Genomic DNA, 17,034 nt, shown 5'->3' on the forward strand with positions numbered 1-17,034 from the left:
CTTTCTGATTTTCAGAAAGCTTTTTTAAAATTTTGATTCAAGTAAAATTAAACTACACCTTGAGCTAGCATTGCATCTGCTACTTTAACAAATCCAGCTATATTGGCGCCTTTCACATAATTTACATAATCTCCTTCTTTACCGTATTCGATACATGAATCATGAATATCCTCCATAATACCTTTAAGTTTATTATCAACCTCATCTCTTGTCCAACTTATTCTTAACGAATTTTGTGACATTTCTAATCCTGAAGTTGCTACTCCACCAGCATTTGAAGCTTTCCCAGGAGCAAATAGAATTTTTGCATCATGAAAAGCATGAATGGCTTCCGGTGTTGATGGCATATTAGCTCCTTCTGCGACACAAATGCATCCATTATTTATAAGCATTTTTGCATCATTCCCATCAAGTTCATTTTGGGTTGCACAAGGTAAAGCAATATCACATGCTACAGACCATGGTCTTTCTTCTTCAAAAAATTGTGCTGAAGGATATTTTTCTAAATATTCAGATATACGCACTCTTTTTTCATTCTTTAAATACATAATATGAGCTAGTTTTTCGGCATCTATTCCATCTTTATCATATATATATCCTGAAGAGTCTGAAAGTGTAATCACTTTCCCTCCTAATTGGGTTGCTTTTTGGGTGGCATATTGAGCAACATTTCCAGAACCAGAAATTGTAACTGTTTTACCTTCAAAATTTTTGCCTTTTGTTTCTAACATACTTTGGGCAAAATATACAGTTCCATATCCTGTGGCCTCTGGTCGAATTAAAGATCCTCCCCAAGAAAGACCTTTGCCTGTGAGCACTCCAGTAAACTCATTCCTCATTTTCTTGTACATACCGAACAAAAACCCAATCTCACGTGCCCCAACTCCAATATCTCCAGCTGGAACATCTGTAAATGGCCCGATGTGTCGGCATAATTCTGCCATAAATGCATGGCAAAACCTCATAATCTCACCATCACTTTTCCCTTTTGGATCAAAATCAGATCCTCCTTTACCTCCACCCATTGGAAGTGTTGTTAATGAGTTTTTAAATACTTGCTCAAAAGCCAAGAACTTTAAAATACTCATATTAACAGAAGGATGAAAACGTAAACCTCCTTTATAAGGACCTATTGCAGAATTCATCTGGATTCTGTAACCTCTATTTACTTGAATTTCTCCTTGATCATCTACCCAGCAAACTCTAAAAGTTATAACCCTTTCTGGCTCTACCATTCTTAACAAAATGTTTTTGCCATGATAAATATCGTGCTGAACGATATATGGAAGTACGGTTTCAGCTACCTCCTCAACTGCTTGTAAAAATTCAGGTTCGTTACCATTTCTCTCTCTTACCAGATCAAGAAATCCTTCAATGATGTCTTTCATTTATAAAAAATTATGATACTATTATTAATGTTATAATTTTAAAGCACAAATATACGTTATCTTTAAAAATTACTATGTTTTTTTTACAATTTCGCAATATTAATTTTTTTTAAAAGAACCTATTGAACTTTTTGTTAAATTACATTTGTTTGCATCTTAAATCTGTTTTCATATATTTGTTAGCAATAATGCCTCAAAAAATAACACCTTGATTATGCTTAACTTTAAACATTTAGCTTTAGTCTTATGTTTTTTAGTAGTTAATCCGGCTACTTTTGCTCAATTAGGCTTTTCTCACGAAATTGGTGTTATAGTTGGTCCTGTAGAATTTAGATCTGACTTCGGGAATAGATATGATGAGCCTACAAACCTTGGAAACTCTGGTATAGGTATTGGTATTATTCATTATATCAATTTTTCTTATCGTGCAGATTGTAATTGCTACTCTACCGACACCTATTTTAATGACCATTTTAAACTGCGTAACGAGGTATCCTGGAATTACACAGACCTTGACCACTTTGGAAGATGGGTTGCACCTAACAAAACAAGTACAAATGCTGATAAGTTAAGAGCTCATCATGGCGTTGCAGAAAATTTTGATATTGGTACTCAATTGGAGTACTTCCCAAAAAGTATTAGATCATTTCAAGGGTTTGCTTATAGATTTGCACCATTTGTGAGTTTGGGCATTCACTATACTTCATATTCTCCGCAAGCCAGTACAGATTATGGTGATAAAAATGTTTACAATCCAAATAATATCTATTCTTATTGGTATGCAGACGATCGATTTCTACCACCTGTGCCTGCTGGTGAAACTAGAAAATATCCAATTGATTTAGACAAAGGAGACAGTTGGTCTATGGTAACGAGTGTTGGTGTAAGATATAAACTCGGCCCTCTTTCAGATTTAATGCTCGATTTAAGATGGCAACTTTATTTTAGTGACTGGGTTGATGGCTTTAATCACGAATTAAAAGATTTTAATAAATACAACGATTGGTTAATCTGGTTGAATTTTGGTTATATTTATTATTTGGATTAATTGTTTTTAACCTATTGCTTGCCTAAGATCGGCAATTAAATCGTCAATATCTTCTATACCTACACTTAACCTGATTAAAGAATCCACAACCCCTGTTTTTTCTCTTTCTTCTTTAGGAATACTAGCATGTGTCATGCTCGCTGGATGACCTGCAAGCGACTCTACTCCTCCAAGAGACTCCGCCAAAGTAAATACTTTGAGATTTTCAACTATTCTAATAGCATCTTGGTAGTTATTACCTTTAGTAACAAAAGACACCATGCCTCCAAAATCTTTCATTTGTGATTTTGCAATTTCATGATTTGGGTGACTTTCAAAACCTGGCCAATATACTTTTTCAATCTTCGGATGAGAATTTAAATATTCTGCTACAGTTTTCCCGTTTTCACAATGGCGTTGCATTCTTATATGCAATGTTTTTATACCTCTTAAAACCAAAAAGCTGTCTTGTGGCCCACAAACTGCTCCGCTAGCATTCTGAATAAAATAAAGCTTGTCTGCTAATTCTTTGTCATTAACCACTAAAGCACCCATAACAACATCGCTATGTCCTCCAAGATATTTGGTTGCTGAATGCATAATAATATCTGCTCCTAAATCTAAAGGTCTTTGTAGATAAGGTGTAGCAAAGGTGTTGTCAACCGCTAAAAGGATATCATGTTTTTTTGCAATTTTTACTGTTGCTTTTATATCAATGATGTTCATCATTGGATTTGTAGGTGTTTCAACCCAAATAAGTTTTGTTTTACTATTTACAAAATCTTCAATATTTGTGGCATTTTGCATTCCGATAAAGTGGAACTTAATTCCAAATTCTGAATAAATTTTTGTGAACAGTCTGTAAGAGCCTCCGTATAAATCATTGGTAGAAATCACTTCATCTCCAGGTTTTAATAATTTTATGATGGCGTCAATTGATGCCAGTCCTGAACCAAAAGCTAATCCATAATTCCCATTTTCAATACTTGCAAAAGCTTTCTCAAGAGCATGTCTTGTTGGATTTTGTGATCTTGAATATTCGTATCCTTTATGTCCACCCGGTGTACTTTGAGCATAGGTTGATGTTTGATAAATAGGAGGCATAACTGAGCCATAAGCTATGTCATGTTCTTGACCTCCATGTATAGTTTTGGTATTGAATTTCATCTTATAGATATTTGGAACAAAAATAGCCTTTAATTCGGTGTATTCAAATGCAATATTTACCTTTATGCCATCTTTAACATAAATCTATGAAGTTTTATTTATTTTCTTTTTTATTGGGTGTTTTTTTAATTCTTACCTCCTGTGTTGAAGAAAGTAAAATCACATTTAATGAGATTGAAATTTCTGCTGAAGGTAATTCTATAGTAAGTATTAATATTCCTAAAGCTGAAGGAGACAACATCATTTCAGATAATATAAACACTACAATTTACTATACAATATCGCAAAGCTTAAGTTTTGGAGAGGAACATGTAAATTCAGAAAAAAGTCTTGAAGAACAAATTTTAGAATTCAATACTGAATATAATTCTTTTAAAAAAGACTTTCCAAATAGCGCTCAAGAATGGGAGGCGCAAATTGACGGAGATTTAATTTATCAATCAGAAGAAATTATTAGTATTGCCATTTCATCTTATTTAGATACAGGTGGTGCACACGGTATTCTCACCATAAGATTCCTGAATTTTGATCCAGAAACTGGTTTAAAAATAGAAAATGATAAACTTTTCAATGACATTAAAGCTATAAAATCGATTGCTAAATCTTATTTCGAAGAGTTTATAGCCGAAAATGAATCGGAAATATTTGATACTGATGAGTTTTTACTTGCTCAAAATATTGGCCTTGAATATGAAGGCGTTGTAATACTCTATAATGTTTATGAAGTTGCACCTTATGCCACGGGAATTATTCAATTTACAATTCCTTACAACGAAATTTCATCTTATTTAAATTACAACTAAATGAAAAAAGTTTACTATTTAAAAACATGCAGCACCTGCATTAGAATTTTAAGAGAACTTAATGTTCCTTCAGACTATCTAATGCAAGACATTAAAACTGAAGAAATAACAGTTCAACAATTAAAGCAAATGAAAGATCTTGCTGGGAGTTATGAAGCTTTATTTAGTCGTAAAGCAAAGCTTTATAAAGACATGGATTTGAAAAACGCATCTTTAACAGAAAAAGATTATAAACACTACATTTTACATCATTACACATTTTTAAAACGCCCTGTTATTATATGTAATAATTCAATATTTATTGGAAATAGCAAAGACGTTATTAAGTCGGCAAAATTATGCATTAATGAGCAATAGAACACTTGCTTTTCTTGCTGCTCTAGTGGCTACAACCATATATGGATTAAATCATACCATTGCGAAAGGCCTAATGCCAACTTACATTAAACCTTTCGGGTTAATTCTTGTGAGAGTTATTGGTGCATCAATATTATTCTGGTCAATTTCTCTATTTGGACCAAAAGAAAAAATAGCTGTTGGACATTGGAAACGTATTTTTATATGTGCGTTTTTTGGTATGGGAATAAATATGCTCGCCTTTTTTAAGGGCTTAAGTCTTTCTACTCCTGTAAATAGTTCTATAATAATTACAGTGTCACCTATTTTAGTGTTTTTAATGTCTGCTTTTATTGTAAAAGAGAAAATTACTTTAATACGATATTTTGGAATAGCATTAGGGTTTAGTGGTGCTCTAGCATTAATCTTTTTCAGTAATGAAACACAACTCAATGCTCCTAATATTCCTGTTGGTAATATGCTGTTTGTTGTGAATAGTGCAACTTACGGGCTTTATCTCATTTTGGTAAAACCACTGACTAACAAATATCATCCATTCACCATTATGAAATGGCTTTTTTTAATTGGTATTTTTATAAATTTTCCAATAGCTATATCAGAATTTATAGAAATAGAATGGTCTTCACTACCTTTTGAAGCCATTTGGAAAATATGCTTTGTAGTTGTTGGAACAACGTTTTTAACGTATTTGCTAAATATATATGCGCTCAAAGAATTGAAAGCTTCTACACTTAGTGTGTTTATTTATTTACAGCCCATTATTGGCATCCTATATGCAATAATAATTGGTGCAGACTCTTTAAATTCATTAAAGATTATAACCGCCTTGTTTATTTTTGCTGGAGTTTATTTGGTAAGCAAAAAACCTAAACTAAAGGTTTAATTTTTAACTTTGTACAACTTTTAAAATAGGTTTATGATATATTCTATGACAGGTTACGGTAAATCTGTGTTACAATTACCAACAAAAAAAATCACTATCGAAATCAAATCGCTTAACAGCAAGAATCTTGATTTAAACGTGAGAATGCCATCTATATACAGAGAAAAAGAGCTTGACATTAGAAAATTAATTGCTGAAAATCTAGTTCGTGGTAAGGTAGATTTATCGATATATGTTGAAATTACTGGTGAAGAAACTTCAACACAGATCAATGCTCCTGTGGTAAGGCAATATATTAAAGACCTCAAAAAAATTGTTGATGGAGATGATACAGAGTTGCTTAAAATGGCTGTTAGATTTCCTGATGCATTAAATACAGAAAAATCTGAAATTGATGAAAACGAATGGAACTCTATTAAAAGTGAAATAGATTCTGCTTTAGAAAGTATCACCAAATACAGATTGGATGAAGGTAAAGTTCTAGAGCAAGATTTTAAGATAAGAGTGGAAAATATTGACAAGCTTCTTGAAGATGTAATTGCAATGGACCCTGAAAGAGTTGAAGGTGTGAGAGAGCGATTGCGCAAAGGCATTGAAGAGCTAAAAGAGAAATATGATGAAAACAGGTTTGAGCAGGAACTCCTTTACTACATAGAAAAGTTTGACATCACAGAAGAAAAAGTTCGTTTAAAAAACCATTTGGATTATTTTATAAAATCTATAGATTCGGTTGATTCTAATGGTAAAAAATTAGGTTTTATTTGTCAAGAAATAGGACGGGAAATTAATACTATTGGATCTAAAAGCAATTATGCACCAATGCAAAAACTGGTTGTTCAGATGAAAGATGAACTTGAAAAAATTAAAGAACAACTCTTAAATGTTTTATAATGAGTGGAGGTAAACTAATTGTATTTTCTGCGCCTTCTGGCTCTGGTAAAACAACAATTGTAAGACATTTATTAAGCATTGAAAAATTAAATCTTGCTTTTTCAATCTCTGCGACATCGCGTGAAAGAAGAGGTGAAGAAGTTGATGGAAAAGATTATTATTTCCTGTCTTCAAAAGAATTCAAACAAAAAATTAAAAATGGAGAATTTCTAGAATGGGAAGAAGTTTATAGAGACAATTTTTATGGCACTTTAAAAAGTGAAGTTGAACGAATATGGGCTTTAGGTAAACACGTTATTTTTGACATTGATGTTTCTGGAGGTTTAAGAATAAAAAGAAAATTCCCTGAACAAACTTTGGCTGTTTTTGTAAAACCGCCAAGTATAGACGAGCTTAAAATCCGATTAAAGAAAAGACAAACAGAAAGCAATGACAAAATCAATATGAGAATAGCCAAAGCCTCTGCAGAGCTTGCTACAGCTCCTTTATTTGATGTTATTGTTGAAAATGGCAATTTAGATATTGCTTTAACTGAAGCTGAATCTTTAGTCTCGAATTTTCTAAATATTGATTGAGAAAATAGATATGAAAGTTGGTTTATACTTTGGCACATTCAACCCTATTCATGTAGGTCATCTGGTCATTGCAAATCATATTGTAGAGTATAGCGATTTAGATCAAGTTTGGCTTGTTGTTACACCTCATAGCCCTTTTAAAAAAAAATCATCTTTATTAGACAATAATCATCGTTACCAAATGGTCGATCGCGCTTTAGAGAGTTATGACAAATTGCGAGTTAGTGATATTGAGTTCAAATTACCCCAACCTAATTACACCATAAATACATTAACCTATTTAGAAGAAAAATATCCAGACTATAATTTTTCCATTATCATGGGTGAAGACAATTTAAAGAGTTTTCATAAATGGAAAAACTATAATATCATTTTGGAGAACCATGATATTTATGTCTATCCTAGAATTTCAAAAGGTAAAGTAGAATCAGAACTTGTTGACCATAAAAATATTCATTTTATTAATTCTCCTATCATGGAGATTTCTTCAACGTTTATAAGAAAGGCAATTAAGGAAGGCAAGAATATTCGTCCGTTATTACCAGAAAATGTATGGCAGTATTTGGACGAAATGAACTTTTATAAAAAATAAAGGCGATGTAAATATCGCCTTCATTGATTAACATAAGTAAAGTGCTTAATCTAAAGTAGGGATTCTTAATACTTGCCCAGGATAAATTAAGTCTGGGTTTTTAAGCATAGGCTTATTAGCTTCAAATATTACTGGATATTTCATAGCATTGCCGTAATAGGTCTTTGCGATTTTACCTAAAGTATCACCACTTACTACTGTATGAAATTGAGCTTCAGGTTGAACGTGCTCAACAGTCATTTGGTCATCAACTATTGCAATGCCATTAGAATTTCCAACCACTAATACAACTTTTTCTTTTGTTGCTTGATCATAGGCTGCTCCTGTAATTGTTGCTCTATCGTCATCAATATGGACATTTAAGTTTTCAACTTGTAACTGCAAGTCATTGATTGTTTCCTCAAGTTTAGCAGCAGCTTGTGCTTCTGCTTTAAGTTTTGCCGCAGATGCTTCAGATGCTTCTTCAGCATCTGTTTTTCCTATGCCAAAAATTTTAGCTCCTGCATTTTTAATAAATGAAAATACTCCCATTGTGTTTTGTTTTAATTATTAAGATTAATGTTAACTAACTTTTCAAATTTAATGATTTACTGTGAGTCTGTCGTTAATAAATTGTTATACTAATTAGACACAGTGAAAGCAAAAAGTCACAGAAAAAAAGAAACTGTTCAAAAAAGGATTCCTGAACAGTTTCTAAACTAACTAACCAACCAAAATTTTTATTGTTCTCTTGTGTTTTCTCTAATGTTTTCTTTTTTAGGTGTTCTTTGTTTACGTTTTTTTAGAACATTAGATTGAGTTTCTGTTTTGTCTTTTGTATTTGCACTTCTTAAGTACTCAATATAACCTCTTCCGGTAAACTCATAAGCAGTACCAGAATCTGGATGGTACAACTCAATTTTACCATCATTAATAATATCTAATTCAAAATATTCATTTGCAAAATAATCATAATCTAGTGTCAACGTTTTTAAATACATGTTATTAGCTATATCTCCTACACCATAAATTCCTGTGTAATCCCAATAGATATTCCCAATTGATGTTCCTGGTAAATCTTGCGAACTTCTAAATGTAATATCATCTCCTCCTGCTAAAAACTGTAAAAAGTTTTCGTTATCAAATTCATTCAGTGCCCCATAATTACTGGTATATATTTTTTCCCAAGCTTCATATTCTTGTAAGAAATAATGAATATTATCATAAAAAACATAGTCATAATCAAAATTACTACGCTGGTAACCGTCTAAAAAGTATGACGTGTCTTCATAAGGATTGTAAAGCTCAATAGTGTTGCTATCTATTTGATATATGTCAAATGTTTGGAAGCCATCAATATCATGGTTTACATCAAGAATCATATCATACGCATCATAAACACCAACAGGAATTCCAAAACCATTACCTTGACTACCAATACCAACTAAATTATTATTTGCATATAAGACACCGTTTCTGAAAGATAATGTGAAAGCTATTTCCATAAATGGCGTACTGCCATAACCGGAAGTCTGATTAATGTCTATATACCAAAGTTCATAAGAATTCAAAAGTTGATTTAATGTAATTGCAGGAGGATTGTTGGGGTAATCATCATAATACTCATCAACAACAACTTCTGTATAACAAGAAGTAAAAAGTGTAGCTATTAAAGCAAATCCTGTAAGTAATTTTATCGTTTTCATATGCCAAAGTTTTATCATTTATTATGTTCTTTTCAAAACACGTGCCAAAAATGGATTCGTTAAATTTTATAAGGCCTTTTGTCTTTTAATATTTTATGTACTTTTGAGTGGTATAATTCCATTTTATGAACACTGATTTAAAGTATGCCGTTTTTGGTGCTGGTAGTTGGGCAACAGCCATAGTTAAGATGCTCTGTGAAAACCTGGATGAAGTTGGATGGTATATGCGAAGTGTTTATACCAAAGAACATTTGCTTAAAGAACAACATAATCCTAATTATTTGAGTTCTGTTGAATTTAATTTGAAACAATTAAAGTTAAGCAATGACATTAATGAGATGGCCAATTATGCTGATGTCTTGATTTTTGTAATCCCTTCAGCGTTTATGCATTCTGAATTAGAAAAACTAATGGTAAATATTTCAAAAAAAATAATTGTTTCTGCGGTAAAAGGCATCATGCCAGAATCGGGATTGCTAGTAGGCGAACATTTTCATGACATATACCATGTCCCTTTCGAAAACATTGCGGTTATAGCAGGACCATGTCATGCCGAAGAAGTCGCGTTAGAGCGTCTGTCTTATTTAACTATATCATGCGCTGACGCCGAAAAAGCAAAAGCCATAGCAAATAATTTATCAAGCGATTATATTAAAACCAAAATTAGTGATGATATTATTGGAACAGAATATGCAGTTATGTTGAAAAATATCTATGCTATTGCTGCAGGTATAGCTCACGGCTTGGGTTATGGAGACAACTTTCAGAGTGTACTTATGAGTAATGCGATACGTGAAATGAAGCGTTTTATTAAAAAAATGCATAAAATGAAGCGCAACATTAACAACTCTGCGTATTTAGGTGATTTGTTGGTCACAGGATATTCTACATTTTCCAGAAACCGAATGTTTGGCAACATGATAGGCAAAGGCTACACTGTAAAAAGTGCTATGATGGAAATGAATATGGTTGCTGAAGGTTATTATGCAACCAAAAGCGCAAAACAACTTAATGAAAAGAACAAAAAGAAAACCCGCTTGCCAATCATCAATGCTGTTTATGACATTTTGTATGAAGGTAAAGATGCTAAAAAAACCTTTAAAAAACTGACTGAACAATTGGATTAAACAATTGTTCGTCGATGTATTTTATTTTACAAATTTGTATATTTAAAATAGCTTTAATTACTTAAACTAATCATCTACTGCAATTTCAAATAGAATCATGCGATTGTTTATCTGTTATATATCAGCAATTTTTTTATTTAGTTGCACAACTGTTGATCTGATAGATCCTTCGGGAATAAATGTACACATTGATGCTGATGATATACGTTTCGCTGCTTTTGGCGATTATGGAGATGGTAGTAATAATGAAGCCAAGGTTGCCGAATTAGTGCATTCTTTAAGTCCTGATTTTGTTATTACACTAGGTGACAATAATTACCCAAATGGAAGTACTTATACTCTAAACGAGCATATTGGAAAATTTTACTGTGATTATATTTATAATTTCGATGCGTCAATTGAACAGCAATGTAAAGGTCAGGCATTTGAAGAACGCCTTAATCGATTCTTTCCTAGTTTAGGAAACCATGATTATGAGAATACCACTAATCGAATTCCATATCTTAATTATTTTACATTGCCAGGAAACGAAATTTATTATGATTTTATTTGGGGGCCAGTTCATTTTTATGCCATCGACAGTAATTACGATTTAGAATCACAACGTATTTGGTTAACAAAAAAAATAGCTGAAGCCGTAGAACCATTTAATGTAGTATTTTTTCATCATCCTCCATATTCGAGCGGTAATCATGGAAATAATGTACGCATGCAATGGGATTTTGAAGGTGTAGATCTTGTGTTAAATGGCCACGATCATATTTATGAACGTAACATAAGTATAACAAAGCCATTACCAGTGTATATTATAAGTGGTCTTGGTGGTAAGAGCAAACGTTTATGTTATAAAAACTCTAAAAACCAAAACACCTTTAACAGCATTTGTTACGACGAAAATTATGGAACTCTAATTGTTGAAGCATCGCAAGATGTAATGGATATTAAATTTATTTCTGTTGAAAATGAAATGATTGATCATTATATAATTGAAAAGTAAAAAATTAAGTGAAACTGTCAATATCAGAAGGCAGATTTAAACTGCTTTAAAAAACGTACATCGTTTTCACTCAATAATCGAATATCACTTATTTGGTGCAATAATAACGCTATTCTGTCTATGCCCATACCAAATGCGAAACCAGAATATTCTTTAGAGTCAATACCACAATTTTCTAACACATTAGGATCTACCATTCCGCAACCCATAATTTCCAGCCAACCTGTGCCTTTGGTCATTTTGTAATCGGTTTCGGTTTCTAGACCCCAATATACATCGACTTCAGCACTTGGTTCTGTAAATGGGAAATACGATGGGCGCAGACGAATTTTTGATTTACCAAACATCTCGGTTGTGAAATATTGTAATGTTTGCTTAAGGTCTGCAAAGCTTACGTCCTTATCTATGTATAATCCTTCTACTTGGTGAAAAAAACAATGTGATCTTGCCGATATTGCTTCGTTTCTATAAACTCTACCTGGCGAAATGGTTCTAATTGGTGGCTTGTTGTTTTCCATATAACGTACTTGTACAGAACTTGTATGCGTGCGTAATAAAATATCAGGATTGGTTTGAATAAAAAACGTATCCTGCATATCTCGAGCTGGATGATGTTCTGGTAAATTTAAAGCTGTAAAGTTGTGCCAATCGTCTTCAATTTCTGGGCCTTCACTGACATTAAAACCAATTCTGGAAAAAATATCTATAATCTGATTTTTTACAATAGAAACTGGATGTCTTGCGCCAATCTCTATAGGTTCTCCAGGCCTTGATAAATCACCATAAATACCTGCTGATGCGTGGTTACTTTCTAATTCTGCTTTTAGTGAATTAACTTTGTCTTCAGCAATTTTCTTAAGCTGATTTATGGTTTGCCCAAATTCCTTTTTCTGATCGTTTGCTATGTTTTTAAACTCCTTGAAATAATCATTCAGCAAACCTTTTTTACCTAAATATTTTATTCTGAAAGCCTCAACTTCTTCTTGAGATTGGGCCTTAAATTCTTCTGCTTCAGTTATTAATTCTTTTAACTTATCTATCATGATATATCTTCAAAATATTGGGCAAATTTAACAAAAGTTATTCTATAAATTCGGTTTCAACAAAATAGTTTACTATGGCTTCTTTCATGAGAACACTTTGCTCTCCAGCCTTTAAGAAAGGTAATTGTTCCTTTACTTTATAATGTGGCCAGCCATCTTCATCAACAAAATCGAACTCATAATAACCATAAGGTGTTAAGAGTTTACAAATGGCGACATGCATTAAGTCTAACTTCTGATCTTTTTTGTATGGTCTGTGCAACTGACCTAACTCTTGCACACCAATTAAGTAGATAATGGCATCAAGGTCTAAACTATCTCCATCTGCAAATTGCTGCGATAATTTTCCTACTACCAAATCCCAACGTTCCTTTAATTGCTTATCTCTTGACATAATAATTTTAAAGTTGTAAAGTTAATAAACATAGTAGTGACTATTATTATTTTATATTTGATAAATTTCAAGCACGAATGAATGTTTTAGACATTATTTTAGGGTCGTTAATTCTCTTGGGTCTTATAAGAGGTTTGATGAGAGGTCTTTTTGTTGAGCTGGCTTCTATAACTGCTTTGATAGTTGGTGTTTATGGGGCTATTCATTTTAGCGATTATGCTGCAGCTTTTCTTGAAAATAGGGTGGCTTGGGAAGAAAAATATATTAACATTATCGCTTTTGCCATAACCTTTGTGATACTTGTTTTAGCTATTGCTTTGGCTGGAAAAGCTTTGACAAAACTTGCCGATTTTGCAGCTCTTGGAATTATAAACAAATTGCTTGGAGCGCTATTTGGTGCATTAAAAATTGGTTTTATTTTGAGTATCGTCTTAATCATTTTTAATAGAATGAATAAAACCATCCCTTTTTTAGATGATAATACATTGGAAAGTTCTGTTCTCTATGCTCCTATTAAATCTTTAGTACCCATGATTTTTCCTAGTATCGAAGATATAGAAGAAGAAATGGAAGAAGAAAATGTTATTATTTAAATTTCTTTCCTAATCTAGATGATAGATTTCCATGATGTTCTAGCTAATGAAATAAAATTAGCAATGATTAATCGAAGTTAATTAAAGTTCTTTAATGTCATCGTTAGATATCCATCCAGATTTGCCGTCGGCGAGTTTGACTTTCTTCCAATTGTTTACGGTGTCTAGAATTTGAACTTTAGTGCCTTCATGAAGCTTAAAAGCTTCAGAGCTTCTTAAATTAGGTTCACTTTTAACTTGCGCCTCTTTTGCAAAAACAATGGCTGGTCTATTGCTTTTATCTAGATTGAATTTCTTAAAAGCCAAAGTCACTGTCACAATCACTAAAAAAAGTGATAGAAAACTTCCAACAAATGCCAACCTTTTCTTATTTCCTGCATAAGTGAAATAGTAAATTAGAAACAGAATGACGAAAAGAATGACAAATACAATTGAAAATTTTGCCCAATTTTCAAAGCTAGTGAGATTAGTAATGTTATTTATGATTTTTGAAAACCCAGCTTCTGGTATGACATCAATAGCATCGATGGTCATATTTTGTGCAAATGCAATATTATTTTTTATCTCTTTATCATTTGGAGAAAGTTGAAGTGCCTTCTCGTAATAATAAATACTTGGTGCAATATTATTTAATTTGTAATGAGAGTTTCCCAAATTAAAATATAAAGCAGCCGAATGTTGACCAGAATCTAAAATTGTTGTGTATTTATCTATTGCATCCTGATATTTACCTTCATTATATAAAGCATTAGCCTCTTTAAATAATGCTTCATTTTGAGCCATCAATATCGAGCTCAATAAGATAACTAAAATGTATATGGTGTTTTTAAAAAAAGTCTTCATTGTATTTAAAACAATTTTATCTTATTTCTTTGTCAATTACTGAAATTGTTTTGGCAGCTTTATCATAATCATTTTGCATTTCAACTTGCGTAATTGGAGTATACCTTGCCAACTCACAGTTTTTTAATAAGCCCATAAACTCACTAATCGTTTCCTTATTAATCTGTTTTTCAGTTAAAAGATTAACTATTTTTTCTTTACTAAAATCTGTAGTTTCAATGTGCAACTTTGCTTTTAAATAATTATGTAATGCTTTTTCCAAAGCAACATAAAAAGCTTCTTTTTGACCTAGTGCTTTTTTTGCATTACCTAAATATTTTCTTGCTAATTTATTTGCTTTTCTAATTCTATTTCCAAATACATCAGCATCCATTTCAGCTTTTTTCTTTCGAATAACAATAGCCAAAGGAATTGCCAAAAGTGGTAAAAGTAATGCGCTCCAAAATAAGTTAGTATTAAAAAAATAAGATGGTTTAATACTTACTAGATTAGCATTGGTTTTAATAAACGCAAACTGATCATTGCTCAAAACAACTCTTTGTTTACCATTATTAGAAGATGCTAAACTGTTATCCTGAACGGCATTATTAATTGGGCCTTCAAACACATCTATAACAATTTCATCAGAGGTTAATCTTTTATAGCTTTCGGTTTTTAAATCGAAATAAGAGAATGAAATACTTGGGATAGGATATTTTCCCTTGAACTGTGGAACAATAGTATAGCTTTCACTTCGTGAGCCTTTCATTCCTTCTAAAGTTGTTGTGATATTTTCATTCTTTTCAGGTTCATATACTTCAAGTGAGCTTGGTACATTAAGCTCTGGAAGTTCAAATAATTTTAAGTTTCCATTACCTTGAACTTCAATTTTGGCAAGTAAAGATTCTGTTGCTTTTAAAACTTTTTTAGAAGTTGTTACTTTAAAATCAAAACTTCCAACTGCTCCCGTAAAATCGATAGGTTTTCCTTTTTCGGGAAGAGGTTTTACATTAATACTTCTGTTTCCTGCTGATACTGTTTTATGAACTTGAGTCATTAATCTACCTCCAAAAATATCTCTTCTATTAGTAGGAACATCTACAGTAATATCAAGACTTAATGGTTCGATATCTAATTTTCCCGTTTTTTGAGGATATAAGACTGTTTTTCTTAAAACAACATAACGATAATCTTCTCCCTTATAGGTTCCGTTTAAAACTTTAAGCCCTTTAATATCTATGTTTTGACTCCAAAAATCATTAAAACGAGGTGTGTTAATTTCTCTCCAATTACTTACTCCGGTATTGGGAGAAACGTAAAGTTTATATACTACAGTAATGGCTTCATTTAAATACGGATTGGTTTTAGAAACTTCTGCAACCAGATGAATGTTTTCGTCAGCAATATAATCTACATTATTGGGGTCGTTTGGTCTATCCACTGCTGCAGTAACAGTAACTGTTACGACTTGAGTTTTATATACTTCTCCATCAATTTCTATAGTAGCTTGTTTTATGGAGAAATTTCCTTGCTTTTTTGGAGCTAAAAAATAACTGTAGGTTTTTTTATACGAACGAACTCCATTGACCCAAGAATTGCTTACGGATGTATTTGGACCACCTACCACTGTAAAATTTTGAAAATCTGGTGGATTAAAATTATCTCCATCTTTGTTCATTTCAAAATCAACACGAAGGCGTTCATTCACCCCAAGTTTATTCTTACTCACTTTAGTTTCGAATGTAATCTGTCCAAAAGTGAGTTGTGAAGCAAACAGTAATAAAGCTATTATATAAGCCTTTCTCTTCATTACCAATCTTTATCTGTTTCTAATTTAACCCCTTTTACTTTTTCGGCATTCATTTTCTCTTGAACCTTTTGTTCTTGATTGTTCATTGCCTCTAAAAGGTTCTTTATTTGTTGGGGTGACATTTGACCTGGTTGTTGTTTTGGTTGTTGTTGTTCTTTTTTCTCCTGATCTTTTTTACCTTCTTCATTTTTTTCGTCTTTTGGTTTTCCGTCTTCATCTTTCTTGTCGTCACCTTCCTTTTTATCTTGATCCTGATTTTCCTGATCTTGATTGTCCTTATTGTCCTTGTTCTCGTCTTGGTTGTCTTTTTGATCCTGGTTTTCCTTATTCTGATCTTGATCTTGACTGTCCTGGTTTTGATCGTCTTGATTTTCGTCTTTCTGCTGTTCAGCACATTCTTTCGCTAAAGCTAAATTATAACGTGTTTCATTATCTGTTGGATCATTACGCAATGCACTTTTAAAAGCTTCAACAGCTTCCTTACACTTTTTATTTTGCATCAGTATATTGCCAATATTATGATACGCTTTGTGCTTTTCAGACTTATCTGTTGCGTTTTGAGCAGCTTGCTCATGACGATATAGGGCTTCATTGTAATTGCCTTTCGCATAATATGCATTCCCTAAATTATAAGCTCCTGCAACATTATTATTTTGCTCCGAAATAGCTTTTCTATATTCCATTTCAGCTGAAATAAATTCATCATCATTCAACTTTTCATTTCCTTCATAAACAAAATCGTTGGCTTTTTTTAACGCCAATTGTTCTTCTTTGTCCTTTTCTTGAGAAAACAGAGAGAATGTTGTTAAAGTCAATAAAAGAAATACTAGATTCTTCATTTTACACCATTGAAAACTAACGAATATTACTAAATTTTTGT

Annotated in this window: 19 protein-coding genes; 10 read left to right on the top strand and 9 right to left on the bottom strand. The window is 32.2% G+C overall.

Translation table 11 applies throughout. The features are described 5' to 3' along the window. Positions 1-47: 47 nt before the first annotated feature. A complete protein-coding gene (gene gdhA, locus AAFP94_RS03010; protein ID WP_316660578.1) occupies positions 48-1,388 on the bottom strand; it encodes an NADP-specific glutamate dehydrogenase in 1,341 nt (446 codons plus the stop codon). Positions 1,389-1,602: 214 nt separating this feature from the next. Here gdhA and AAFP94_RS03015 point away from each other — a divergent pair, with 214 nt between their 5' ends. Continuing rightward, positions 1,603-2,436: a THC0290_0291 family protein gene (locus AAFP94_RS03015; protein ID WP_316660577.1), complete on the top strand. Its 834-nt coding sequence runs from the start codon at positions 1,603-1,605 to the stop codon at positions 2,434-2,436. Positions 2,437-2,442: 6 nt separating this feature from the next. Here AAFP94_RS03015 and AAFP94_RS03020 read toward each other — a convergent pair whose 3' ends face one another. Further along, complete coding sequence (locus AAFP94_RS03020) at positions 2,443-3,582, bottom strand: cystathionine gamma-synthase (protein ID WP_316660575.1); 1,140 nt, start codon at positions 3,580-3,582, stop codon at positions 2,443-2,445. 86 nt (positions 3,583-3,668) lie between these two features. Between AAFP94_RS03020 and AAFP94_RS03025 the strand changes: the two genes are divergently transcribed. From AAFP94_RS03025 to nadD, 6 genes are read left to right on the top strand one after another with little or no spacing between them, the layout of a single operon-like run. After that, entirely contained in the window at positions 3,669-4,385 is a 717-nt protein-coding gene (locus AAFP94_RS03025) for a DUF3298 and DUF4163 domain-containing protein (RefSeq protein WP_316660574.1), read from the top strand. Continuing rightward, positions 4,386-4,742, top strand: coding sequence for an arsenate reductase family protein (locus tag AAFP94_RS03030; protein ID WP_316660573.1), 357 nt, complete (start codon positions 4,386-4,388; stop codon positions 4,740-4,742). Further along, positions 4,732-5,625: a DMT family transporter gene (locus AAFP94_RS03035; protein ID WP_316660572.1), complete on the top strand. Its 894-nt coding sequence runs from the start codon at positions 4,732-4,734 to the stop codon at positions 5,623-5,625. Before AAFP94_RS03030 ends, AAFP94_RS03035 begins: the two co-directional genes overlap by 11 nt. A gap of 33 nt (positions 5,626-5,658) precedes the next feature. Further along, positions 5,659-6,516, top strand: a complete 858-nt coding sequence (locus tag AAFP94_RS03040) for a YicC/YloC family endoribonuclease (protein WP_316660570.1) — start codon at positions 5,659-5,661, stop codon at positions 6,514-6,516. Continuing rightward, positions 6,516-7,091: a guanylate kinase gene (gene gmk, locus AAFP94_RS03045; RefSeq protein WP_316660569.1), complete on the top strand. Its 576-nt coding sequence runs from the start codon at positions 6,516-6,518 to the stop codon at positions 7,089-7,091. Before AAFP94_RS03040 ends, gmk begins: the two co-directional genes overlap by 1 nt. 10 nt (positions 7,092-7,101) lie before the next feature. Next, complete coding sequence (nadD, locus tag AAFP94_RS03050) at positions 7,102-7,683, top strand: nicotinate (nicotinamide) nucleotide adenylyltransferase (RefSeq protein ID WP_316661269.1); 582 nt, start codon at positions 7,102-7,104, stop codon at positions 7,681-7,683. Positions 7,684-7,728: 45 nt separating this feature from the next. Here nadD and lysM read toward each other — a convergent pair whose 3' ends face one another. Beyond that, positions 7,729-8,214: a peptidoglycan-binding protein LysM gene (lysM, locus tag AAFP94_RS03055; RefSeq protein ID WP_316660568.1), complete on the bottom strand. Its 486-nt coding sequence runs from the start codon at positions 8,212-8,214 to the stop codon at positions 7,729-7,731. A 188-nt stretch (positions 8,215-8,402) separates the two neighbouring features. Next, complete coding sequence (locus AAFP94_RS03060) at positions 8,403-9,368, bottom strand: nicotinic acid mononucleotide adenyltransferase (RefSeq protein WP_316660567.1); 966 nt, start codon at positions 9,366-9,368, stop codon at positions 8,403-8,405. 125 nt (positions 9,369-9,493) lie between these two features. Between AAFP94_RS03060 and AAFP94_RS03065 the strand changes: the two genes are divergently transcribed. Both AAFP94_RS03065 and AAFP94_RS03070 read left to right on the top strand, forming a co-directional pair. Next, positions 9,494-10,495 (top strand): NAD(P)H-dependent glycerol-3-phosphate dehydrogenase, encoded by a 1,002-nt coding sequence (locus tag AAFP94_RS03065; RefSeq protein ID WP_316660566.1) that lies wholly within the window; start codon positions 9,494-9,496, stop codon positions 10,493-10,495. Positions 10,496-10,592: 97 nt separating this feature from the next. Further along, positions 10,593-11,492 carry a metallophosphoesterase family protein gene (locus AAFP94_RS03070; protein ID WP_316660565.1) on the top strand — a complete coding sequence of 300 codons (900 nt, stop codon included), beginning with the start codon at positions 10,593-10,595 and terminating at the stop codon, positions 11,490-11,492. A gap of 23 nt (positions 11,493-11,515) precedes the next feature. On the opposite strand, the gene pheS is transcribed toward AAFP94_RS03070, so the two are convergent. Together pheS and AAFP94_RS03080 are read right to left on the bottom strand one after the other, a co-directional pair. Further along, positions 11,516-12,535, bottom strand: a complete 1,020-nt coding sequence (gene pheS / locus AAFP94_RS03075) for a phenylalanine--tRNA ligase subunit alpha (RefSeq protein WP_316660564.1) — start codon at positions 12,533-12,535, stop codon at positions 11,516-11,518. Positions 12,536-12,572: 37 nt separating this feature from the next. Beyond that, positions 12,573-12,929: a hypothetical protein gene (locus AAFP94_RS03080; RefSeq protein ID WP_316660563.1), complete on the bottom strand. Its 357-nt coding sequence runs from the start codon at positions 12,927-12,929 to the stop codon at positions 12,573-12,575. Positions 12,930-13,006: 77 nt separating this feature from the next. Here AAFP94_RS03080 and AAFP94_RS03085 point away from each other — a divergent pair, with 77 nt between their 5' ends. Beyond that, complete coding sequence (locus tag AAFP94_RS03085; protein WP_316660562.1) at positions 13,007-13,522, top strand: CvpA family protein; 516 nt, start codon at positions 13,007-13,009, stop codon at positions 13,520-13,522. Between the two features lie 81 nt (positions 13,523-13,603). On the opposite strand, the gene AAFP94_RS03090 is transcribed toward AAFP94_RS03085, so the two are convergent. From AAFP94_RS03090 to AAFP94_RS03100, 3 genes are read right to left on the bottom strand one after another with little or no spacing between them, the layout of a single operon-like run. Further along, positions 13,604-14,365 (bottom strand): tetratricopeptide repeat protein, encoded by a 762-nt coding sequence (locus AAFP94_RS03090; RefSeq protein WP_316660561.1) that lies wholly within the window; start codon positions 14,363-14,365, stop codon positions 13,604-13,606. A gap of 16 nt (positions 14,366-14,381) precedes the next feature. Next, entirely contained in the window at positions 14,382-16,154 is a 1,773-nt protein-coding gene (locus AAFP94_RS03095; protein ID WP_316660560.1) for a BatD family protein, read from the bottom strand. Then, positions 16,154-16,993 carry a tetratricopeptide repeat protein gene (locus AAFP94_RS03100; RefSeq protein WP_316660559.1) on the bottom strand — a complete coding sequence of 280 codons (840 nt, stop codon included), beginning with the start codon at positions 16,991-16,993 and terminating at the stop codon, positions 16,154-16,156. The genes AAFP94_RS03095 and AAFP94_RS03100 overlap by 1 nt, the downstream gene beginning before the upstream one ends. Positions 16,994-17,034: the final 41 nt, after the last annotated feature.

The sequence above is a fragment of the Gilvirhabdus luticola genome, from assembly GCF_040117515.1.
Classification (GTDB): Bacteria; Bacteroidota; Bacteroidia; order Flavobacteriales; family Flavobacteriaceae; genus Gilvirhabdus; species Gilvirhabdus luticola.